This is a genomic window from Rhizobium hidalgonense, from assembly GCF_002914525.1.
Classification (GTDB): domain Bacteria; phylum Pseudomonadota; class Alphaproteobacteria; order Rhizobiales; family Rhizobiaceae; genus Rhizobium; species Rhizobium hidalgonense.
Genome location: NZ_LODW01000079.1, coordinates 1 through 21602, shown reverse-complemented (window position 1 = coordinate 21602; position 21602 = coordinate 1). Strand labels below are relative to the sequence as shown.

The window sequence follows — 21602 nt, the reverse complement described above, 5'->3', positions numbered from 1 at the left end:
TCGGCAGGGCGCCGATCTTCCAGCGGTAGAGCAGGTCGTTGAGGCAGTGGCCGAAGCGCGACACCATCAAGAGCACCTTCATGCGCTTCTCGCTGTCGTGGAATTCGTAGTCCATCTCGAAGGGCGCGGCGACCGCTGAAAAATCGGCGCCGATTTCGGTACCCGACAGCCCCTCTTCGGAAATGAAGGAGACGCGCATGAAGAACTTGCCGGTATCAAGATCGTCGAACTGCGAGCTGTCGATGATGTTGCAGCCCTTGTCGGCCAGATAGCTGGAGATCGCCGCCACGATGCCGCGCGTCGATTTGGAGGATACCGTCAATACATAGCTTCTCATGTCTTTCCCTCTTCCCTCTCCAAGACCGCCGCCGTGCTTAGATCAAAGCCTGGGCCGCGAATAGGCCGGCGCGCTTTCATTCCTGCGACAAATTGCAAGACAAACCATCACGTTCTGCAAGTTCTCTCATCGCTAGTGTCAGCTTAGGAGAAGTTGCGCGAAACGCTGTGCCGCCAGCGCCGCCGGGATGCGTATTCTCGCCTCAGGGGCTGAAATAAAGCATGTTGCGCAAAGCTGTTGAGCAATTTGCGACATCGAGATGCGGGAATGAAGCGCGGTCAGCGAATCCAGGGGATCGCGACATGTTTTAGGCCGGCGGGCGGCTGGCGACCGCCACCTTCCGGCGCGGCGTGGTGATTTCATGGATGATGGCGCCGCCGATCGACGAGAGCACCAGCGCCAGGATCACGAAGAGCACCGGCTGCTGCAGGATGCCGACCGGCAGGCGGTCGGCGACGACCCTCAGGAACGCCAGCGTGAAGGCGTGGGTAATATAGATGCTGTAGGAGCAGTCGCCGAGATAGTTCAGCCATCCCAGAACCGGCAGCCTGGAAAAGTCGATGGAAACAGCGCCGTAGACGATGAAGATCGCCGGGATGCCCCATGCGTAGAACCGGCTTTCCGGCCGCATCAGCGCCTCGTTGATGAAGAGGAACGCAAAGCCCAGGGCGAACACCACCCATGCCCAGCGGTTCGGCAGAAGCAGCTTCTGCCCGTAGAGCCAGCCGAGCACGGTGCCGGCGAGAAACTCCAATATGATCGGCTCGCCGTAAAACCGGGTGGCCGTCGTTTCCGGCGAGAGCCGGCAGACGATCAGGATGACGGCAAAAACGGCAAACATCGCCGGGATGCGACGGACTTCCGAGAGCGGCAGCAGCAGCGCGAAGACGAAGTAGAAGAACATTTCGTAATTCAGCGTCCAGCCCGGAACGACCACCGGAGTGATCGTGCCGGGATCGGCGGGATTGCTCCACGGCAGGAAGAACAGCGAGGCGATGAGATGCGGCAGGTCGAACACCGTCGATTTCAGCAGTGACGGGGACACCAGCGCCACGGCAGCCGAAAACAGCGTTGCCAGCCAATAGAGCGGAACGATCCGTTTGATGCGCCGGCGGGCGAAATCGACCGGGCTCATCGCCCGCCCGCTCGTCGTCAGCCACATGACGAAACCGCTGAGCACGAAGAAAATGTCGACGCCGGTTTCACCATAGACGAAGGCGGTGGCGTCGACCGCCGGATTGACCTTGGCAAGCTGCAATATCGCGTGGAAATAGACGACCATCAGCGCCGCGACGGCGCGCAGATATTGAAGCTGGACAAGCATCTGGTGTCTTGCTCCCCAGAGCATGATGCCGAAAACTGTGGGCGGTTTTCGGACGACATCATGCTCTATTTCTTTGATTTAGAACAGGATGATTTCAGGTCGATCTGGCCTAAAATCATCCTGTTCTAGGGCTCGCGCGCGTCGGCCCCAACCGGGCCGCTGCGGTCAACTCTCTACATCTGCCGCACCACCCTGCCGGATGCGCGGGCTGTCGTGGAAGCGCATATATCCGACGACGAACCAGAGGAGACCGGCGATCTTCATCGAGAAAACGGCGGTTCCCCCGATCATCATATTCAGAAAAATGAAAAGAGAAAGTGAATGGGCGCAGCGTCGCTGCGCCGCCGTGCGCCCGGCGGGAAAGAGGCAGACGAACAGCCAGAGGGCGATGACGCCAAAGATCGTCGCCGCGTAGATCAGGTAGACATAGCCGCTGTCGGCGAATTCGGCGACCCGGTCGACCGAAAGCCCGAGGATGGCGAGCGGATCGAGTTCCATGATCTTCTTCATCGTCAGGTTGATGCGGCCGGTGAAATTGTCGCCGGTCGCATTGGGTTTCAAGGTGTAGACGACAAAACCCGCGGCGACGATCAGCGGCATCAGCGCCAGATTGAAATTTTTCGGAATCTTCGGAAAGACGAAATAGCCGGCGATGCAGGCAAAACAGAAGATCAGCATCGTGCGGGTGTCGTTCGTCACCAGGATTAGCACGGCCGTGGCGATGAACAGCAGCCGGTCCCAGCGGCCTATTCTTTCCCACATGGAAATCAGGTAGATCGCGATCACGCCGCAGAAATTGGCGAGCGACACCTGTTCGAGGAAGATCGATGACGAGCGGTGGTCGATGATGCCGAAGGAGAAGCGCTCGGGAAAACCGAGCGCGTTCTGAAACAGGCCGGTCGTGTTGTAGCTGAGCGGCAACAGCCCGCGTGTATTGGCGAAATAATCGGACGGATGCACGATGCTGACATAGAACGGCACGCTGATGATCTCGAAGATCAGGAAGATCAGCACGGCAAGGCTTGCGCAACGAAAGGCGAGCTTCATCGTCTTTTCGTTGCTCCAGCCCCCGAGCCCGGAGAAGCAGAAGATGATCAGAATGTTGCGGAAATGATCGATGAACAGCATGCGGTTGAGAACGCTGACATAGATGGTCACGACAAGCGTGAACAGCAGGAACAGGAAAGCCGGCAGATCGGTCTCGTAAATCCCCTTGTGCAGGATGTAGATGATGGCGCTCGCCATGATCAGCCCTTCGCTGGCGGCGACATGCGTCATCGAGAGTGGCACGATGTTGTGATTGATGAAGGCGAGAATGCCGTTGTAGAGCACCGACAGCAGGCCGAGCCAGAGCAAGGTATGATCGATCCGCGCCGCTTTTCCGGCTACAGTGCCGGCTTCGGGGAAAGCTGCAGTCTGGTCGAGGACCGACATTTTCATTTCCTCGCCGGCTTGACGGCGGAACAATTGCCGGCGTCAGCCTTTGCCGCCTCGGCCAGAAGCCGCATCTGCGGCCGCTCGGGGCTCTTTCGCGGCTGGACGTTGAAGGGCTCGTTGGCCGGCCACCATTCGCCCGCTGCCCAATAGGACCAGCCGAGCCAGGCGTCGCCATTGCCGGTCAAGGTAGCGTAGATCTGGGTCAGCCCGCTCATGCAGTCCTTGTCGGCGGCGGCGCCGAATTCGCCGAGAAAGCCGCGCTTGTGGTTCCGCTTCAGCCAGGCGGTGACGCCGGCGATCGCTTCGACCGCGGCGTCTGCACCTTCGCAGGTCGGGTGGGTTCCGGAGGAATCGACGTCGAGATACTGGTGGACCTCATAGGCGTAGAAATCGAGCGGATCGCGCACGCCGAGCATGACAGTACCGTTGGCGCCGCCGATCACGTCCTTCTCCCAGCTGTGAGCGCCGCTCCACGCCGTACCCGGCACCAGAATGAGATTGGGAGCGCCGACGGCGCGGATGCTGCGGATCGCCGCATTGGCGGCATCGAGCCAGTCTGTCGCCTTGATGTCGTGCGGCTCGTTCATCAGGCCGAAAAGAATACCATCCTGATTGGCGAATTCGACCGCGAGCCTTGCCCAGAAATCAGCGAAGGTTGCATCCGTCGCCGGTGCCGTGCCGACCTGGGTCTTGTCGTAGTAGCCGAAATTATGTGGGTCGAGCAGCACGGCCATGCGGTGCTTGCGGATCAGGCCGACAGTATCCTTGATCCGCTTGAGCTCGTCCTCGTCGAGCCGTCCGCCGAGCGCTGGCTGCAGCCGCTCCCAGCGAAAGGGGAGCCGAATGATCGTCATGCCCTTTTTAGCGAAATAGCTGATCGTCTCTTCGCTGGGATAGGTGTAGTTGGTATCGTAGGTGCCGCCGCGCTCCCCATATTCGCCGCCGGAAAGATTGACGCCGCGGTAACAGGGTGCGTCGGCCGCAAGGGCCGGGGAGGGGACGAGCGCGGCGGCAAGCAGCGCTGTCAGATGTCGTCTCGCCCTCATCGCTACCTCTCGCAATCGCGTCAAATCGCAACATTGATGTCGCTGAGATCATTTTAACGGTCCGTTAGCTAAGAATTTCTAAAGTCTCGGTACCTCGGCTTCAGTCTTTCACGCTGGGCGGGACACGAGTGCGCGTATGAACCAGTATGACAGGAACAGGGTAAGCCGGCTCCCTGGCTGGCGCAGTTTTGAGCCGTCTCAGACTGCACCTGAAGGCGTGCGTTTGCGCAGTCCTGTCGTCCGTCCGGACGATTTCGTCCCCCCGCTGCCTGAACCCGCCCCTCCTGCCCCCCCTGCCTTTGTGCCGCCGCCGGCAAGGGTTGCGCAAACCCGGCAATCGGAGCGTCCGGCGCCGCAGCCCGTAAAACAGCCTGTCGCCGACGCGCCGTCGAACGCTCCATCTGAGCCTGACGCGCCCCTTCTCGATCTCCGCTCCAGTATCGCCGCGATCTGGAGCCGGCGGCTGGTCGTGCTCGCTCTGGCGCTTCTCGGCGCCGTTGCCGGCGGGGCGGTGGCGCCCACCATCGGGCAGAAATTCACCGCCGTCAGCAGCCTCTATTTCGATCCGCGCCAGATCGGCCTTGCCGATCCGGGTGCCCAATCTTCGGGACCCTCGCCGGAAATGATCTCGACGCTGATCGACAGCCAGGTGCAGATCCTGACCTCGGGCAATGTGCTGCGCCGCGTCGTCCAGGCCATGAAGCTCGACCAGGATCCGGAATTCACCGGCGGCCGCGCCGATGGCGCCGCCGTGATCGGTACGCTGCAGAAGGCGCTTGTTATCACCCGCGAGGCCACCACCTACGTCGTCTCGCTTGCCGCGACGACAAATGATCCGGAAAAATCCGCAAGGCTTGCCAACCAGGTCGTCACCTCCTTCACCGAGGAAGAAAACAGCGCCTCGAACGGCATCTACGAAAACACCTCCGCGACGCTCGACGAACGCCTCGACGATCTGCGCCGGAAGGTACTGGAGGCCGAGCAGGCTGTCGAAACCTTCCGCGCCGACAATGACATGGCCGCGACCGAGGGCAATTTGATCTCCGATCAGCGGCTCGTCTCGCTGAACACGCTGCTGGTGACGGCGCAGGAAAAGACCATCCGGGCGAAGGCGCGCGCCGATGCCGTCGCCAATCTCCGCGTCGAGGACATCGTCGCCGGCAATCAGGCGGAAGGCGGCGTCACCTCGCCGCTAGTCAGTCTGCGCCAGCAATATGCCACCCAGGCAGCCGCCGTCGGCAGCCTTGAAAGCCAGATGGGCACGCGCCATCCGCGCCTGCAAGCGGCCCGCTCCTCGCTGCAGAGCATATCAGGCGAAATCAAGGGCGAGTTGCAGCGCCTCGCCACCTCGGCAAGGGGCGAGTACGAGCAGGCCAAGGCCGCCGAAGACAGCGTCGCCAAGGAATTGGCCGTGCAGAAGGCGCTGCAGGCGAGCACCTCCGACAAGCAGGTTGAATTGAACGAATTGCAGCGCAAGGCGACGGCGGCACGCGATATTTACGAGACGGTTCTGAAGCGCTCCAGCCAGACGAGCGAGGAGCAGAACCTCAACCGGAGTAACATTCGCGTCATCTCGCCGGCCGACCCGCCGGTCAAGGCCGATGGTCCGGGCAAGAAAATCCTGCTGGTCGCCGGCATCATCGGCGGTTTTCTTGCCGGTTTCGTCGTGGGCGCCGGTTTTGCGATCCTCGCAGGCCTCTTCGGCCACCCCGTTGTCAGAAGTTATTTCAGGAAGCCGCCCGCTGCGGCCGCTTGATGCCGGCTTTTGCTTTCCCTACATCAGCAGAGCGGCCTGTTGCCGGCAGGAGAGTGCCATGCGGCTTGTAATGACGCTTCTGATATTGCTCGTTGCCGCATCCGGCCTTGCCCCCTCGTCCGCCCTTGCCGTCGACTGGACGAAATCACTCGATTCCGGTGTTCAACCCCTCTATCCCTACAAGGGCCTTCCCGGCGTCAAGGCGCAGCCGGACAAGAAAGAAGAAGAATCCTATAATTGCCGCACCGAAACCGTCCAGATCCGCCGCCGTTACGACGAGATCTTCCGCTCCGGCGGCATGCCGACGCTGATGTATGTCTGCGAACGCGACGGTTTTGTCACCACGGGCGGCAAGGTGCCGCTACGCGGACATTATCAGCCGGTGCGGTAGGCGCTTCAGGCGGTTGGAAAACGCCCAGGCGACGACTGCCGGAAACGTTCGACTGGAAGCTCCATCTTCAGATAGTCGAAGCCGGCATTTGCTTCGGACCGGTCGACGATCGAATATTTGATCATACCCTCTTCTTGGGCGCGCCGCAGCGGTAGGCTTTCGGTCGTCGCAAAGCCCAGCCGCTTGTAAAGACCGATCGCTTTTTCATTGTGGGAGAAGACCTGTAGCTCGGCAGTTTTGACCTTAAGCTCGGAAAACATCCATTCCAGCAACGCCATGCCGCAATGGAACATCAGGTTGCCGATATCGCTCGGCCGGCCGCGGATGACGTTGTCGAACTCAGCCGAGCCGGGCCGAATGTTGCAGATGCCGAAATTGCCGAACCGGTTTCCATGGGGATCGCAAATGACGAATAGGATTCGGTCGGCTGCGGGCAGCGAGATGGTTTCGAACCACCGCCGCGTGCGTTCCTCGGTGGCGGTGAACTGGGTGAGGAAAAACGGCATCGACTGGTTGCGCCACGTCGTCAGGTCGTCGATCAGGCCGGGCTCGTCGAGCAGCGACCTGTCGATGCATTGCAGGTCGCCCACATGCCTGCCGCTAGCGTCCCTGATCGGCAGCCGGAGCTGTCTGGCCGGATCCGCATTATCCTTGAGGCTGACGATATCGACCTGCGCCATGAACGACGATCCCTGATTGTCTGCTCACGCCTTACGGCAGACGCAGTAACCGCCCGGCGAGGAAGACAGCACGAGTTTGCCGTTCAGAACCGGGTCGACTTCGAAACGGTCGGTTTCAGTCAAATAGTCAGTGACGGCCTTCAGCGGTTCATTGCCGCGCAGCCAGACTTTGGAGCGCTTAGTGAAGGCCTGTTCCTCGGTCAGGTGGCCGATCAGCGTGTCGGCGACGACGAGGTAGCAGCCTTCCGTTACCAACGGACCGTAAGCGCGGCATTCGCCCAGAACGTGCTCGTAGGAATGGTCGCTGTCGAGCACCACCATCACCCGGGCGCCCGGCGGAATTTCGGCCTTCACGGCGGCAAGCACGTCGTCGTCAACCGAACCGCCCTGGATCATCTTGATCCGGCCCGACATCGGATGAGATTCGATCGACTCGCGATTATGGGCGCGGATGTCGATGTCGACGCCGACAACTTTGGCCTTGTCGTTGCCCATGGCGGCGAGGATTGATGCCATGAAGATCAGCGAACCGCCGCGCGCGATGCCGGTTTCGATGATGACATCGGGCTTGGTCGCCCAGATGACTTCCTGGGTCGCCAGTATATCGACCGGAAGCTGGATGATCGGCACGCCCATCCACGACCAGAGATAGAAGTAGTCGAATTTGTCGAGCCCGATCAGCGTGTTCAGCGATTGTTGGAAACTTGCCTCGTCCTTGCCGAGCGCAAGCGACATTTCGCGCTTGTGGGCTTCGAATTCGAGACGATCGTCCTTTATGGTCATGACTGTTCTTTGTCCTTCGCTGTAGGGCTGTCTTAGACCGACTGCCGCAATGCCGTGCTGTTGTGATAGATTCGCCCATCGGCCACATCGAGCAGCGTTGCTGCCACGCGGTCGATATCGGCTTCGCTCATGTCGTGATAGCTGGGCAGGTTGATTGCGCGGCCCGGAATGCTCCAGGCGTTCTCATTCTCGGGTCGATCCTCGAACATGGAAAGGCTGGAGAGGGGATGAAAGAAGACGCGCGCGTCGATATTAGCGGTCTCGAACGCCTGCTGCATCATCTCGCGGGTAATACCCGTCGACGGATGAAAGACCGCGGTTGGCATCCACGCGCCGTTGATGGTGCCGTTGTATTCGGGGTTCATCGAGATGCCGGGCAGGGCGGAAAGACGGATCATATAGGCGGCGAGGATTTCCCGCTTGCGGGCGACGAGCTCTTCGATGCGATCGAGCTGTGCGCAGCCGATGGCCGCCTGAATGTTGGACATCTTGTACTTGAAGCCGATCGCGTCAGGCCAGAACTGCTTGGTCTGGCCGCGGGCGCGGCCGTGGTTGCTGAGCGTCAGCACCCGTTCGTAAAGCGCGGCGTCGTTGGTGACGAACATGCCGCCTTCGCCCGTCGTTAACGTCTTCGTGCCGTGGAAGGAGAAAGTGCCGAAGGTGCCCATCGAGCCGGCGCGGCCGCCATGCGAGACGGAGCCGATCGCTTCGGCCGCATCCTCGATCACCGGAATGCCTGTGCGCTTACTGATCTTGAGCAGCGCATTCATGTCGCAAAGATTGCCGTAGATGTGGGTCGCGATGATCGCCTTGGTCTTCGGGGAGATGTGCCGCTCGACCTCGCCTGGATCGATGCACCAGGAATCCGGGAGCACGTCGACGAAGACCGGCTTGGCGCCGAGATGGACGATCGGCGAAACGGTGGCGACCCAATTGGTATCAGCGAGGATGACTTCGTCTCCCTCGCCGATGCCGAGCGCAGCCAGGCCCATGTGCATGGCGCCCGTGCAGCTCGATGTCGCGATGGCGAAGTCGCTACCGAGATAGGTCTTGAAGTCGCGTTCGAAGCGGTTGATGTAGTCGTAGCAGCGTGCGCCCCAGCCTGTCGCCGCCGCATCCGTGGCATAATCGGTCTCAAGCTGGGTGATGGAAGGCTTGGTGTAGAAGATCCTGTTTGTCATGCCGCTAATTTCTGTTGAATTGAAATCAAGACGCAGGCGCCCGCCACGACGCTAGTTTCCGAAACTGGCGCGAGGCTCACATGATGATGTTCCGGGCAAGATCGTGCTCGTGGAAGACGAGATTGGGCAGGTAGCCGACTGCCACAAAATAATCCCGGTCGCTTGCGATGCTGACGAAGACAGCGGTGCTTTCCAGCGGGCTGTCTGTGAGCTCCTTTGTCACTTTCACCTTTTCGCTCAACCCGAGTTCGCGCATCAGATTTTCGAGGGCCGCCACCTCTGTGAAACCAGCGAGAAGCAGCGTATCGATGCCGATTGCCGAATTCACCTCGCTGACCAGTGTCTGAATCGAGACCATCAGCGGCAGCCTTTCGCGGAAAGGACGGATTTCCGGGTGGTCGAGCATCCCGCCCCACATGATGCGGGTATAGAGCTCATAGGCCTTGATGAAATTCTTGCGGACCGCCCAGAAGCGGAAGGCGACCGCCATGCGATTGAGCGTGAAGATCCTGCACATCTCGTCATATTTGAGACGCGTCTCGGGCGTGAGGATCAGCGCCCCGCGCTTGACGGCCGTATAGAGGAAATATTCAAGCCCGCCGCGATAGCGATCCCAACTCGTCATGACGTCGTTGGTACCTTCCTGCGGGCGGTCACGGGCGATCGCCGAATTGGCGATAGAACGGTAGAAGGGCCGCTGCAGGAAAGTCACGGCGCCCTGATCGAGAAAATGCGCAAGGAACGCGAACGGGTAGAAGCAGAATTCCCGCGGGATCCAGGCCGACCGCAGGGTCGACGAGCGGTAGATCACGATTTCCGGAAAAATGTGGCGTTCGCAGATATATTGGAAGACGTCGCCGAAGGCGCCGTGCGGAAACTTCCGATCCTCGTGACATTGTAGAACTTCGCGATGTCGGTTTTGGCGACCTCATCGTAGAGGAACCACGGCGCATGGGCGCAGGTCACTTCCCGATTATAATCGAGATATCTGATGGTTTCGGCCACCGCATCGGCGATCAGGATGTCGTCGTCGGCGAGGTAGATCAGGTATTCGCCCTTGCCGAGGCGCAGCGCGCTCGTGACGTTTGCTCCGGCGCCGGCGTTGGTTTCACGCTTGTAGTAGCGGATAGGCAGACCGCGACCGATGAATTCCTCGACCACCTGCTGCGTGCCGTCCGTGGAGGCATTGTCGCAGATGACAATCTCGAACGGAAAGTCGAACTTGTATTCGTTCTCGCAGTAGGTGAGGGAGTTTCTGAGATAGGCTTCGCGATTATATGTCGGGATGCAGATGCTGAGTTTGATGCCGCTCAAAGGCCTGTCTCCTGGCCGTAGCTATCAAGCGCGGCGTCGCGTTCGCTGATGACGCTCGGCGTGAACGGCCAGGCGATGGAAAAGGCGGGATCGTCCCAGCGGACGCCACGGGCAAGTTCCGGTGTATAGGTTTCGGACATCTGGTAGAAGAGTTCGCAGTCATCCTCGAGCGTCAGGAAGCCGTGTGCGCATCCGGCAGGTATATAGAAGGCGTTGTGACTGCTAGCATCGAGCTCCACCGCGGCCCATTCGAGATAACTCGGCGAATCTGGCCTGAGATCGAGCGCCACGTCGAATACTCTGCCGCGTGTAGCGCGCACCAGCTTCACCTCCGGCCGCGGCTCGGCCTGGTAGTGCATGCCGCGCAGCGTCCCGCGTCTATGGTTCTGGGAGACGTTGCACTGGGGGTAGACGGGCACGAGACCATACGCCGCGAAGGTCTGGGCGTCGAAGGTTCGTGCGAACATTCCCCGGTCGTCGCAGCGCGCGTCGACTTCCACGACAAAGGCGCCCGAAACCGCGGTCGGAAGCAATTTCATCCGAGCACCGTCAATTCCGGCACGGCAACTGCGAAGCGCCCGCCCCAGGCGCTGATCCTGCTGTTGGCTGCAACGACTTCGTTCTTGATGTTCCAGGGCAGGATCAGCACGTAATCTGGCTGCGTCTCTTCCATTTTCTCCGGCGCGTAGATCGGCAGCTTGCTCCCCGGCAGGAAATGCCCCTGCTTGTGCGGGTTGCGGTCGACGACATATTCGATGAGATCCGTGCCGACGCCGCAGAAATTCAGCAGCGTGTTGCCCTTGGCGGCAGCGCCATAGGCGGCGACCTTCTTGCCGCTGCGTTTAGCTTGATCGAGGAAGGCGAGCAGGCCATCCTTGATCGGGGCTACGCGGTTCTGGAAGGCCTCGTAGATCTCGACCTTGTCGAAGCCGGCCGCTGCCTCATCGGCGCGCAATTTGGCAAGGCCGCGCCCGATTGCGTAAATGCTGGACGTTGCACGGCAAGCCAGAACCCGGAGGCTGCCGCCATGGGTCGGCAGTTCTTCTACGTCGAACACCTTGAGGCCGTGCGCCGCGAAGATTTTTTCGACGGCCAGCAGCGAAAGATAGTAGAAATGCTCGTGGTAGACAGTGTCGAACTGGATGTTTTCCATCAGCCGCAGCAGGTGCGGGAATTCGACACTGACGACACCGTCGGGCTTCACCAAGGCCGAAAGCCCGCCGACGAAGTCGTTGATATCGGGCACGTGGGCCAACACGTTGTTGCCGATGACGACGTCGGCGGCGTGCCCGCGCGACACCAGATCCGCAGCCGTTACCCTGCCGAAGAAGCGCGCCTCTGTCGGTACGCCGATGTCACGCGCGACCTCGGCGACGTTTTCGGCCGGTTCGATGCCGAGCACCGGCACTCCGGCCTCGACGAAGTGTTTCAGCAGATAGCCGTCATTGCTGGCCACCTCGATGACCTGTGATGTCGGGCCGAGGCCAAAACGCTCGCGGGCCATGAGGGTGAACTGGCGGGCATGCTCCACCCAGCTATCGCTGTAGGAGGAGAAATAGGCATAGTGACTGAAGATGTCCTCGGGCGGGACGAAGGCATCGGCCTGCACCAGCCAGCACTGCGAGCAGACGAAGGCGCGCAGCGGATAGGATGGCTCCGGCTGCATGAGCTGCTCTTCCGTCAGATAGGCATTGGCGAGCGGCGTCGAGCCGAGGTCGACAAAACGATGCTTCAACGGAGCGTCGCAAAACCGGCAATTGTGAGCTGTCATTATACTGTTTCCTCATATGCCGCGATCTGGCCGAGCGAGAAGGCGCGCATGTCTTCGCCCTCGCGGTTGGCCTTGTACCAGGCGGCAGTCCAATCGATGGTCTGTTGCAGGCTGAGGCGCGGGCGCCAGCCGATGGTGTCGAGCGCCAGCGCCGAGCTCAGCGTCAGTGCTGGCGCTTCCGGCAGATGTTCGCCCGGCGCCGGGCGCCATACATCTTCGACGCGGTGCGCGCGTCCGAGCGCCTCGGCAAGTTCGGAAACGGTGGCGAAGCTCTCGGGGTGCGGACCGAAATTCAAGGCGTCCGGCAAATCGCGGCCACGGTCCTCAGTCAGCGCTTGTGCGAAGCGGAGATAACCGCCGAGCGGTTCCAGCACATGCTGCCAGGGGCGGATCGCTTCGGGATAGCGCAGCATGATCGGTTCGCCGCCTTCGAAGGCGCGGATGAAATCCGGGATCAGCCGGTCTCTGGACCAGTCGCCGCCGCCGATGACATTGCCGGCGCGCACCGTGGCGAGCCTGAGATCGCGTCCCTTGAAGAAGCTGTCACGGTAACTTTGGCAGACCAGCTCGGTGCAGGCCTTGGAATTGCTGTAGGGATCCTTGCCGCCGAGTATATCGGTCTCGACGAACGGGATTCCGCTGCCGTTATTGGCATAGACCTTGTCCGAAGTGATGACGAGCACGGTCTTGACGGTGGGCGCCTGCCTGACGGCATCGAGGACATTTGCCGTTCCCATGACGTTGGTCGAGAAGGTCTCGGCCGGGTTCTCGTAGGAGCGCCGCACCAGCGCCTGCGCGGCCATATGGATGACGATTTCCGGCTCGAAGCGGCTGGAGAGAGCAAGAAGCGCCTCGCCATCGCGGATATCGACGATATGATGACGGCGATCGTCCCAGGGAGCGAGTTTGCGGTAGAGCGACGGTTCGGTCTCGGGCGCCAGCGACACCGCGGTGACCTCTGCGCCGAGCCGCTCCAGCCACAGGGAAAGCCAAGAACCCTTGAAGCCGGTGTGCCCGGTGAGGAAAATCCGCCGCCCCTTCCAGAAGTCCGTCAGGCCCATAGCTTCCACGGCGCCTTTCCGGAATTCCAGAGTTCTTCCAGATGGGTGCGCTCGCGCAACGTGTCCATCGGCTGCCAGAAGCCGTCATGCTTGAAGGCGGCAAGCTGGTTGTTGGCGGCAAGCCACTCCAGCGGCCCGGCTTCCCAAATCGTGTCGTCGCTTGGGATGAGATCGACCACGGAAGGGTCGAGCACGAAGAAGCCGCCGTTGATACGCTGGCCGTCGCCTCTCGGTTTCTCCACGAAGGAGGTGATGTACTGGCCTTCGATATTCGTGGCGCCGTAACGTCCAGGCGGGGTTACCGCACACATCGTCGCCTTCAGGCCGTGATCGCGATGGAAGGCGACTTCGGCGGCAATGTCGATGTCGCCGACGCCGTCGCCATAAGTCATGCAAAAGGGTTCGTCTGGTGTCAGATGGTCGCGAATGCGCCCGAGACGGCCGCCAGTCATCGAATGCATGCCGGTATCGACCACGGTCACGCGCCAGTTCGGTCGTTTGCCGCCATGATAGTTGATGCTGTTGGCGCCGAGATCGACGGTGATGTCGCTGTGGTGCAGAACAAGGTTTACGAAATATTCCTTGATCATATAGCCCTTGTAGCCGGCGCAGATAATGAAATCGTCGAGGCCGTGATGGGCATAGATGTTCATGATGTGCCAGAGGATCGGCATGCCGCCGATTTCGACCAGAGGCTTGGGGCGGATACTGGTTTCCTCGGCAAGACGAGAGCCAAGGCCACCGGCGAGAATTACGACTTTCATCCCAAGCGAACTCCAGAGTGTCTAGCCAAGCTTTCCGTCCATCTTTGAGCCGCCCGGGCTCTTTTCAGACGGAACGGCGGTATTTCATCCTTCTCCCGGTATCCGATTTCGTTCTTGTGCGAGGCTTGCAGCACTGGAACGGGCCTCGGATTCATGGATGCCGGCTCGCGCCGGCGGCAACGCCGTGACCGGCATCAGGAACAGCGTCGAGGGTTTCCGGAGCGGCCGAAGTTAACATGAGCGTTGTGAAGGCCGCTTCGCGAGAGGACCGGTTGACGGCACGCTTCTTGCATTGTTACTAATATTCTAACCCTTGGGGAGAAAGTGCCATGCAATGGAACACATCGGCGGATTTTGCGCCTCTTGTTCTCTTTCTCGGCGGCCGGCAAAAGCGCAGGATCGTCAGGACGCTGCGCGACGCCGCCGAAGTGCTGATGGTGGACTGGCCGTTTGAAGACGGAGAGGAATATGTGGTCGCCGTGAAGGCTTGTGCCGATGCCATCATCGGCCAGATCGGCATGGACGAACTCCGGGAATTGCTTCTCAGCGCCGCCAGGGAAGCCGGCATGGGGGTTCTGACCGTTATTCCCGATAGCCGCAAGACGGCGCCCCATATGGCCGCGTGAGCGAACATCGACCCGTCGACGGACCGCTTCGATGCTGCCAACAAAGTGTCTGGATGGTAGGGAACGTCATTTAGACATCAGGCAATAAAAAACCCGGTAAACCGGGCTTCTTTGGGTTGTTTCTGGACCGCTTTTAGCGGCCTGAAACGGGAATGGTGCCCAGAAGAGGCACAGGACTCGAACATCATTTAATATCACCGCGTCTCAACATCTATCAAACTTGTTTCTTTTCAGTTGGTTACTTGTACGTGTACGACTCATGATGTATCACCAGATTGCAATAAATCTCCCAGCTTTGGGTGGATTGAAAGGTGGATAGATGGGGCGTGAATTAAACAAGCTGACAGCCTTGTCCGTAAGAAACGCCGCTGCTGGCAAACACGCTGATGGGGGCGGGCTCTGGTTCCATAAGCGAGAGGACGGCGGCGGACAATGGGTGCTTCGCGTTACCGTTCATGGCAGGCGCCGGGAGATGGGTTTAGGCTCTGCCGCGGAGGTTTCTCTTAAAGAAGCCCGCAACGAGGCAGCAAAATGGCGCGCGGTCGCTCGGCAAAACATCGATCCGATCAAGGAGCGAGAGCGGCTTAAGCGAGAGGCCGCAAGGCATCTCCACCTACTTGAGGAAATTGCGGAAGACGCCTTCGAAAGCCGTAAGGCCGAGTTGAAGGGTGACGGTACCGCCGGACGCTGGTTTACCCCGTTAAAGCTTCATGTTCTCCCGAAGCTTGGCAAGGTCCCCGTCGCCGAGATCGACCAGATCGATATCAGGGACACGCTAACGCCTATCTGGCACAAGAAAGCCGAGACGGCACGGAAGGCTCTCAACCGTCTCAGTATCTGCTTCAAGCATGCCGCGGCTCTCGGCCTTGATGTGGACATTCAGGCGCCGGACAAAGCCCGCGCGCTTCTCGGCCAACAACGCCACAAGCCGTCCAACATCCCAGCCATGGCATGGCGTGAGGTCCCGGGCTTCTACGGCACCTTGGCGGACGAAAGCGTAACGCATCTCGCCCTGCGCCTTCTCATCCTCACTGGCGTTCGATCGAGCCCGTTGCGCTTCCTCCACGAAAGCCAGATCAGCGGCGATATCTGGACTATCCCAGGCGACGCTATGAAAGGCCGGAAGGACAAGACGCCAGACTTTCGCGTCCCGCTTTCGGAGGAGGCGCTGTCGATTGTCGAGCAAGCGCGAAAGCTATCGCGTGATGGATTCCTTTTCCCGAGTGTGAAGCGCGGCGTCATCAGCGATATGACCATGGGCCGGCTGATGGAGCGAGCGCAGCTCGAGGCGCGTCCGCACGGCTTTCGATCTAGCCTTCGTGACTGGATAGCTGAAGCGACCGAAACCCCCCACGATGTAGCCGAAACAATGCTCGGTCATATTGTCGGTGGGGCAGTCGAGCGAGCTTACAGGCGTACCGATTTCTTAGAGCAGCGCCGCAATTTGCTGGAGCGATGGGCAAAACACGTGACAAATGGAGCAATTCTAAATGTTTAAGCACGCCGAGTGGCCCGAGACTTGCTACATCCAAGAGGTCGCCTACTGGCTGAGCTTCGGCAGAATCCCCGAAGTCTTGATGAATGTTGAGGAGAGCATTGATGAAAATCGGGATGTTGATCGGAGAAAGGATTCTGACGCGCGCTTTAACGGTGCCGTCTGGGAATTCGATACTGGTTACACCGAACTCGAATTCCGATCGCTGGGAATAGAAGTTGATTATGAGCGATACTTGCAGGCTCCCGGCGGCGACTACACAGATCAGGTCGGCAGATGGGAACAGATCCTCGCGGAGAGGATCAGCGATGGCGATCAAGATGAGGTGCGGTATGTCCAGGGCAAAATTGCGGACTTGAAGCGTGAAACCGCTGAATGGGAGTGGCGAAGAAGTGTTGAGGACCAAACCAGTACGGCGGTGGATAACGCAAGAGCGTATTTATTCCAAGCTCTCTCATCCGGCCAGCTAACAGCTATTGGTTGGCGCCAGTATGAAGAAGGGAGTCGAAATGAAATCCATGAAGACAAGGACGATGTTCCCGACGAGGGAGAATTTGTTACCATCGAAAAATCGAAATGGTCCCTGAGAAATTTCAACTGGGAAGAAAGTACACTGAAGCACGGCCGAGACACTATGAAGGCCGTTCAAGTCTACACAGGCGATGTGCTGCGATTGTTCCCCGAGCCGATTTGTAAGCCGGTCCTGGTAGAGATGGTCAAAATCTTCCCAGGGGTTGCACTTTTTGCCAATGAAAACACCGGTGAAAAGGCTATTCGCGCAGAGGGTCGATCACCGGGAAGACCGTTGAAAGGCGATGGCGCGATAAAGTCGGTTGTTCAAAATTACTTCGGCGAGAGGATAAGGAAGGGGGATGTCCCCGCGAAGCGAGAGGCACTGATTCAGGAAGTTGCTGACTTCGTTAAGACTGCCTTCCGCGAAGACATAAAGCGCAGCACGATCCAACGATATCTTATGCAGATAGACGACGCGGCGACATCAAAAAAGCCCAATAATATTGCCCAAAACTCTGCATAGATTTTGCCTAATATTCCTAGCAGGACTAGCCGAGTATCGGACTAAGTAGCTGCATTATGGGCCTTCTTTCGATTGTGAAAGATCGCAGGAGTAGACAAGGTCAACCAGTCTCAAACGGAAACGGGTTGACCACATGCAAATCAATGATCCTTTACTTTCGAAGAGAGAAGCGGCTGCGCTTCTGAGGGTGAGCGCTGCCACCTTTTACCGTCGCATTGCGGATGGCACAGTACCGAAACCCCTCAAGATCGGCACGCTTTCGCGCTGGTCTCTGTCGGACATCCAGAAGACCATCGAGGCCGCCAAGGTGGCGCGGAATTCGGTCAATGGCTGAACCGATGGTTTCCTCGTTTGAAGAACAAAACGAAGCTTGGGAAGCCTATAAGGCCGCCAAAGCCAGGGCGGACTCAACCCTTGAGTTTCAGGATGGGCGCACCGCGGCGTTAGCTTGGTGCACATTCTTTGCTCTGTTCGCAGGCGATACGACGCCAACCGATCTAACGCCACTTAGAAAGGTCGTGACTTTTCCAGGTAGCAAGGTCCGTAGCATCGAGGGATCGCGCCACGATGAACGAAAATCTTGACGTGCAACGGCTGCCATACATGCCGTTGCAGATCGAGCGCCTTCGCAAGTCGAAGGCATGGCTTCGCTGCAAGCGAAATCCTGAGATAGCATTCTACATGGTGAACCTCTGGATGCGTGCCTGGCACGAGATACCTGCCGGCAGCATTGAGGACGATGACGACGTTTTGGCCGATGCCGCCATGTGCTCGCCTGAGAAGTGGGAAGAGCTGAAGGACGACATCCTGAGGGGCTGGGATCGCCGCGACGGACGCGTGTGGCACAGCACAGTCACAGAGATTGCGACAGATGCCGTCGGGAAGCTTCGGGTGAACAAATTCCGCACTGTAGCAGCTCGGGAGGCGCGCGAATCCAAACGCCAGTCTTGTGTGACAGACACTGTGACGGACGCTGTGACAGACGCTGTGACAGACGCTGTGACAGAGAATGTCACTGACTCTGTAACAGAGCACGAAGGGAAGGGAAGGGAAGAGAAGGGAATAGAAGATAATACAACATCTGACGATGTTGTTGCCGCCGCCCCTTCGATTTCTCAGGTTTTTGCCTTCGAAGCGCAGACGATCCGGTTGTCACCAGCTCACCTGCAGCAGTGGCGGAAGGCATTCCCGCATATTTCCCTCGAGGCGGAGCTTTTGGCACTGGACGAATGGGCGGGCAGCAAGGGCAAACGATGGTTTGCTGCCGTCAGCGGGGCTTTGGCGAAAAAAGAACGAGCGGCGGTCGACCGCGTCAGCACTGCCGCAGCGGTTCGCGACCGAGGAGGCGGCCGCCGGCCCGATCCCCGAATATGAAAACGATCGATCAGATCCTCCGCGAACATGGAATCCGGCTCAAGCGCATTGGCGCCGGCAACCAGAAAACCACCTGCCCGAAATGCTCGTCGAACCGGCGCAACAAGCGTGAGCCTTGTCTGTCGGTCCGGGTCGATGCTGAAGGCGTCCAGTTCAACTGTCACCATTGCGGCTTCCATGGAGGCGATTTCTTTGACCAACACTCTCGGCCCGGCGGGCGCACTGGCATTCCAAAACCGACAGATCGACCCACAGGTCGCCGTACTTTCCGGAGCCTATACGGGTAGGGCCGTTACCGGCACTGATGGTCAAATCACCGTCGAGCCGGACCCGTCAGGGAACATCGTCGTCTTCCCGTTCATTGATGGCGGCCGGCCAGTCGGCGAAAAGTACCGGGCGCCAGGCAAGAAATTCTGGCAGCGCAAGGGCGGCCGGAAAACGTTCTGGAACGCCGACTGCATGGATGATCCAGCGCTCGAGGACGGCCATAAGGCCCTGATCATCACGGAGGGTGAGATTGATGGCCTCACCGCGATCGACTGCGGGTTCCATACCACCGTCAGCGTCCCGGACGGCGCGCCGCCCGTGCGGGAGGGCGAAGATCCAGATCAGCTCGAAGATGCCGTTCCGGATGACGACAGCCACGGAAAATTCGAGTTCGTCTTCAACAACCGCCATCGCATCAAGCGGATAAAGCGCTTTATCCTCGCCGTCGACAACGATCCACCCGGCCGACGGTTGGCAGCAGAACTGGTTCGCCGCCTAGGTGCGGCACGCTGCGCTTTCGTCACTTATCCCGAGGGCTGCAAGGATCTGAACGATGTCAGGATGCGGCACGGCGCCGATGCCGTCGTACGCGTGATTGCCGAGGCTAAGCCCTATCCGGTGAGGGGCGTATATCTGCTCTCCGATTATCCGGAGCTCGACGAGCCGAAAACCTACTCGACGGGCTGGCCCGACCTTGATCCCTACCTTCAGCTCTGGCTCGGCGAACTGCTCGTGGTGACCGGGATTCCGGGGCACGGGAAGTCAACTTGGACCATGAATCTTTGCGTGAACCTCGCCCGAGCCCACGGTTGGCGCGTCGGAGTCGCCTCGTTCGAAATACCGACGGTGCCGGCTCTTCGCTTCAAGCTCAGGCTGGCAGCTACGGGGACCGAAACGAAGCAATGGACGCGGGATCTCGTCGCAGATGCGGATGTCTTCATTCAGAAGCATTTCGTTTTCATCGATGCAGATCCAACTGCCGAGACCGACGACGACATGACGCTTGAATGGCTGCTCGATCGCGCCGCGGACGCAGTCATTCGCCACGCGATCAAGGTTCTGGTCATCGATCCCTGGAACGAGGTTGAGCACTACCGGCCGCGCAACGAAAGCGAAACGCAATACATCAACCGGGCTCTGCGGCAAATTCGAAAGTTTGCCCTCCGGCACGAAGTCTTGGCGATCGTCGTAGCACATCCGACAAAGGATCTCGGCAAGGGCGGCGAGGCCAGAACGCCGACTATGTACGACATCGAGGGGTCGGCAGCCTGGTACAACAAGCCTGATCATGGTGTTGTGATCGATGTCCCCGATCCGGAGCTGAACGAAACGGTCGTTTGGGTCAAAAAGGCCCGCTTCTCCTGGTCGGGTCGCAAAGGCGACGTGACGCTGCAATACCTGCCTGAGATCGAAGGATATCAATCTTTGAACGGTCTCGCCCCGCTGTGGAAATCGGCCCGTGGCGAGCAGGAATACCAGCCGCCAAGACAACCAAGATCCAATGCCTATCAGGGGAAGGAGTACTAATGGCCGGTAAGAGAAAGCAAAAGGTCGAACTGGTGTGGCGCCCGAAGACCACGTTGGCGAATGTGTACGTCGACAATCCTTTCCATTCCCGAGCTCACGATGCGGCCGAAACAAACCCGGTCAAGATCAAGGCCCAGGTCAACATCAAGGAAAGTGCCATCGCCACGCTTGCAGCTCGCGGGCATATCAATGAGGCACAGGTGAGGGCGGCTGATCGCTTCCGCTCGTTGTGGGAGGCCATGGGTGGTGCTGGTGCTGGATCGTTCGACTACAGCCGCGAGCCTGTCGATGGTGGCGGTCCACGCGAGCCTCTTACAGAACGGCAGATCCGCGCCGGCCTCGAATTAAAGATGGCCCGCGAAGCCCTTGGCAACCGAGCCTATGGCATTATGAGCAAGATCGCCGGGGAAGGGTATGCGATTCAGGAGCTGGCAACCAGCCACCGAGAGCGCACGACGCTTACAGATTATCTAAAGGACGGGCTCGACGAGCTTGCCCGCAGCTGGGGCTATGAAAACCGTGGAACGCAACGCAAGAGCGCCTGACCTCCTCTTGCGCGGTTATAACGAAGCGGGTATAGGTTAGCTATAGTGGTGATTTGCGAGACGCGAGATGCTTGACGTCATCATCTGCAAGCCAGCTGAGCTTTCCTTCCTGACACTTCCAACATGACACCTAATCTGCGAGGAAAGGTTTCCCCTGGCCATGTATGTGGTCAAAGCCGGTAAGAAGGCTGCGTGTCCAGGAAAGAAGCTCTAACTGCTCCATCACATCGCCATCGGTATTGTCCTTCAGATCGGAGTAGGCTGCACTCAACCGCTGAAGGAACCTGTCGGTAAAGGTTGGATCGCTCTCGTTCATCGTCTGCACAATGCAGGTCGCGAGGATAGATACGCCGACCTTTGCCCGGTGAAGGTCCGTTCGCTTGTCCGTCGTCATCAAAGGCTCCTTTGATCTGTCAGTGACAGTGATAGTCACCGGTTGTGGTTGGTAGGCTGCTGGTTTTATGCTCCAGTGAGTTGCTTAACGACTTCTTCAATCGACTCTCTGACGGGATAATAACTCGGGCTGGCATCTTTACCCAGCACGCTGACATAGATGTGTGTGCTGCTGGTGAATGCCCTGACCGCGACCACATGCTCCGGATTGATGTAGATTATCGGGTTGTTAGTGCCCGCGTAATGGAATGGCACCAGCCTCATCTCATCCTCCAAGGTTAGTTGTCCGCGCCTTGAACTAGAAAAGTCACCGTCGGTTGCAAGAGACCTGGCGCTGACTGCGCGCCCGCCTGCTTCTCACAAGGAAAACTCAAATGGACCCTTCGATTGCTCCGGCCTCGCGGGCTGCAGTTGTGACGCCGAATGCGCATTGCCTCGCCTGAACTGCTCCCTGAGAATGGGTTATTGCCTCATCTAAATTGCTCCCGACGAAT

General features: G+C 59.2%; 25 protein-coding genes. 10 read left to right on the top strand and 15 right to left on the bottom strand.

Features of this window, described 5'->3' with window-relative positions; translation table 11 throughout:
• From ATY29_RS25025 to ATY29_RS25010, 4 genes are all read right to left on the bottom strand, one after another.
• Positions 1–337: ACT domain-containing protein (locus ATY29_RS25025; protein WP_342210731.1), on the bottom strand; the 337-nt coding region annotated here is incomplete at its 3' end.
• A gap of 307 nt (positions 338–644) precedes the next feature.
• The gene (locus ATY29_RS25020; protein ID WP_003571062.1) at positions 645–1661 is read right to left on the bottom strand and encodes an acyltransferase family protein; all 1017 of its coding nucleotides are present in this window, start codon (positions 1659–1661) and stop codon (positions 645–647) included.
• 165 nt (positions 1662–1826) lie between these two features.
• Positions 1827–3095, bottom strand: coding sequence for a hypothetical protein (locus tag ATY29_RS25015; protein WP_025417511.1), 1269 nt, complete (start codon positions 3093–3095; stop codon positions 1827–1829).
• Between the two features lie 2 nt (positions 3096–3097).
• Positions 3098–4144 (bottom strand): glycoside hydrolase family 5 protein, encoded by a 1047-nt coding sequence (locus ATY29_RS25010; RefSeq protein ID WP_097537423.1) that lies wholly within the window; start codon positions 4142–4144, stop codon positions 3098–3100.
• Between the two features lie 136 nt (positions 4145–4280).
• Here ATY29_RS25010 and ATY29_RS25005 point away from each other — a divergent pair, with 136 nt between their 5' ends.
• Both ATY29_RS25005 and ATY29_RS25000 read left to right on the top strand, forming a co-directional pair.
• Positions 4281–5900 carry a GumC family protein gene (locus ATY29_RS25005; RefSeq protein WP_097537422.1) on the top strand — a complete coding sequence of 540 codons (1620 nt, stop codon included), beginning with the start codon at positions 4281–4283 and terminating at the stop codon, positions 5898–5900.
• Positions 5901–5958: 58 nt separating this feature from the next.
• Positions 5959–6291 carry a hypothetical protein gene (locus tag ATY29_RS25000; RefSeq protein WP_003571054.1) on the top strand — a complete coding sequence of 111 codons (333 nt, stop codon included), beginning with the start codon at positions 5959–5961 and terminating at the stop codon, positions 6289–6291.
• 5 nt (positions 6292–6296) lie between these two features.
• Here ATY29_RS25000 and ATY29_RS24995 read toward each other — a convergent pair whose 3' ends face one another.
• From ATY29_RS24995 to rfbF, 9 genes are all read right to left on the bottom strand, one after another.
• Entirely contained in the window at positions 6297–6971 is a 675-nt protein-coding gene (locus tag ATY29_RS24995; protein WP_003571052.1) for a GNAT family N-acetyltransferase, read from the bottom strand.
• Between the two features lie 24 nt (positions 6972–6995).
• A complete protein-coding gene (locus ATY29_RS24990) occupies positions 6996–7754 on the bottom strand; it encodes a cephalosporin hydroxylase family protein (RefSeq protein WP_003571050.1) in 759 nt (252 codons plus the stop codon).
• A 32-nt stretch (positions 7755–7786) separates the two neighbouring features.
• Positions 7787–8935: a DegT/DnrJ/EryC1/StrS family aminotransferase gene (locus tag ATY29_RS24985; protein ID WP_003571048.1), complete on the bottom strand. Its 1149-nt coding sequence runs from the start codon at positions 8933–8935 to the stop codon at positions 7787–7789.
• A gap of 76 nt (positions 8936–9011) precedes the next feature.
• Positions 9012–9746 (bottom strand): hypothetical protein, encoded by a 735-nt coding sequence (locus ATY29_RS37880; protein ID WP_244597443.1) that lies wholly within the window; start codon positions 9744–9746, stop codon positions 9012–9014.
• Positions 9743–10249 carry a glycosyltransferase family 2 protein gene (locus ATY29_RS37875; protein WP_244597442.1) on the bottom strand — a complete coding sequence of 169 codons (507 nt, stop codon included), beginning with the start codon at positions 10247–10249 and terminating at the stop codon, positions 9743–9745. The genes ATY29_RS37880 and ATY29_RS37875 overlap by 4 nt, the downstream gene beginning before the upstream one ends.
• Positions 10246–10788 (bottom strand): dTDP-4-dehydrorhamnose 3,5-epimerase, encoded by a 543-nt coding sequence (gene rfbC / locus ATY29_RS24975; protein ID WP_003571044.1) that lies wholly within the window; start codon positions 10786–10788, stop codon positions 10246–10248. The genes ATY29_RS37875 and rfbC overlap by 4 nt, the downstream gene beginning before the upstream one ends.
• Complete coding sequence (locus ATY29_RS24970; RefSeq protein ID WP_025417517.1) at positions 10785–12020, bottom strand: class I SAM-dependent methyltransferase; 1236 nt, start codon at positions 12018–12020, stop codon at positions 10785–10787. The genes rfbC and ATY29_RS24970 overlap by 4 nt, the downstream gene beginning before the upstream one ends.
• On the bottom strand, positions 12020–13081 hold the full coding sequence (rfbG, locus tag ATY29_RS24965; protein WP_097537421.1) for a CDP-glucose 4,6-dehydratase: 1062 nt from the start codon (positions 13079–13081) through the stop codon (positions 12020–12022). The genes ATY29_RS24970 and rfbG overlap by 1 nt, the downstream gene beginning before the upstream one ends.
• Complete coding sequence (gene rfbF / locus ATY29_RS24960) at positions 13072–13845, bottom strand: glucose-1-phosphate cytidylyltransferase (protein WP_097537420.1); 774 nt, start codon at positions 13843–13845, stop codon at positions 13072–13074. The genes rfbG and rfbF overlap by 10 nt, the downstream gene beginning before the upstream one ends.
• A 329-nt stretch (positions 13846–14174) precedes the next feature.
• On the opposite strand from rfbF, the gene ATY29_RS24955 reads away from it, so the two are divergent.
• The 8 genes from ATY29_RS24955 (at position 14175) to ATY29_RS24925 (ending at position 20715) form a co-directional block, all read left to right on the top strand.
• Positions 14175–14471, top strand: a complete 297-nt coding sequence (locus ATY29_RS24955) for a DUF982 domain-containing protein (protein ID WP_025417519.1) — start codon at positions 14175–14177, stop codon at positions 14469–14471.
• Positions 14472–14790: 319 nt separating this feature from the next.
• Positions 14791–15969: a tyrosine-type recombinase/integrase gene (locus ATY29_RS24950; protein WP_097537419.1), complete on the top strand. Its 1179-nt coding sequence runs from the start codon at positions 14791–14793 to the stop codon at positions 15967–15969.
• A complete protein-coding gene (locus tag ATY29_RS24945) occupies positions 15962–17002 on the top strand; it encodes a hypothetical protein (protein WP_097537418.1) in 1041 nt (346 codons plus the stop codon). The genes ATY29_RS24950 and ATY29_RS24945 overlap by 8 nt, the downstream gene beginning before the upstream one ends.
• A 133-nt stretch (positions 17003–17135) precedes the next feature.
• Positions 17136–17336: a helix-turn-helix transcriptional regulator gene (locus ATY29_RS24940; RefSeq protein WP_097537417.1), complete on the top strand. Its 201-nt coding sequence runs from the start codon at positions 17136–17138 to the stop codon at positions 17334–17336.
• Entirely contained in the window at positions 17329–17586 is a 258-nt protein-coding gene (locus ATY29_RS36500; protein WP_133118212.1) for a hypothetical protein, read from the top strand. The genes ATY29_RS24940 and ATY29_RS36500 overlap by 8 nt, the downstream gene beginning before the upstream one ends.
• Positions 17570–18376, top strand: a complete 807-nt coding sequence (locus ATY29_RS24935; protein ID WP_097537416.1) for a DUF1376 domain-containing protein — start codon at positions 17570–17572, stop codon at positions 18374–18376. Before ATY29_RS36500 ends, ATY29_RS24935 begins: the two co-directional genes overlap by 17 nt.
• A 135-nt stretch (positions 18377–18511) precedes the next feature.
• The gene (locus ATY29_RS24930; RefSeq protein WP_097537415.1) at positions 18512–20170 is read left to right on the top strand and encodes an AAA family ATPase; all 1659 of its coding nucleotides are present in this window, start codon (positions 18512–18514) and stop codon (positions 20168–20170) included.
• The gene (locus ATY29_RS24925) at positions 20170–20715 is read left to right on the top strand and encodes a hypothetical protein (RefSeq protein WP_097537414.1); all 546 of its coding nucleotides are present in this window, start codon (positions 20170–20172) and stop codon (positions 20713–20715) included. Before ATY29_RS24930 ends, ATY29_RS24925 begins: the two co-directional genes overlap by 1 nt.
• Before the next feature lie 130 nt (positions 20716–20845).
• Here the strand turns inward: ATY29_RS24925 and ATY29_RS24920 are convergent, their stop codons facing one another.
• Together ATY29_RS24920 and ATY29_RS24915 are read right to left on the bottom strand one after the other, a co-directional pair.
• Complete coding sequence (locus tag ATY29_RS24920; protein ID WP_244597441.1) at positions 20846–21109, bottom strand: hypothetical protein; 264 nt, start codon at positions 21107–21109, stop codon at positions 20846–20848.
• Between the two features lie 65 nt (positions 21110–21174).
• On the bottom strand, positions 21175–21372 hold the full coding sequence (locus ATY29_RS24915; RefSeq protein ID WP_097537413.1) for a hypothetical protein: 198 nt from the start codon (positions 21370–21372) through the stop codon (positions 21175–21177).
• Positions 21373–21602: the final 230 nt, after the last annotated feature.